Origin of the sequence: Neisseria sp. 19428wB4_WF04, from assembly GCF_015235335.1 — a bacterium.
Taxonomy (GTDB): Bacteria; Pseudomonadota; Gammaproteobacteria; order Burkholderiales; family Neisseriaceae; genus Neisseria; species Neisseria musculi.
In genome coordinates, this window is record NZ_JADGLG010000211.1 from 1 (window position 1) to 379 (window position 379).

Genomic DNA, 379 nt, shown 5'->3' on the forward strand with positions numbered 1-379 from the left:
TTGTCGCGCTGGGCTTCGTTGGGGAACAGGTGCGCGAGCCGCTCCTCCAGGCCCTGGAACGAGGCGAAACGGAAGTACTCTTCCGCCGGCATGCCGTTGGGCGTGGGGAAGTCCGGCAGGCGCGGCTTGCCGAGCACCAGCGACAGGCTGCAGCGCTTGGCGATCTCGAGCGTGTTGGCGATGGCCGTGGGCACGTCGGCGAACAGGGCCTCCATCTGCGCGCTCGACTTGAAGTACTGCTCGCGCGTGAAGCGGCGCACGCGGCGCGGGTTCGCGAGGATCTCTCCCTCGGCGATGCAGACGCGGGCCTCGTGCGCCTCGTAATCGTCGGCGGTGAGGAACTGCGTGGGGTGCGTGGCCACCACCGGCAGTTGCAGGC

The 379-nt window shown here is 69.1% G+C and carries 1 pseudogene; it reads right to left on the bottom strand.

Features of this window, described 5'->3' with window-relative positions:
* Positions 1-379, bottom strand: a pseudogene (dnaE, locus tag IR141_RS13045) (DNA polymerase III subunit alpha); the annotation flags it as partial.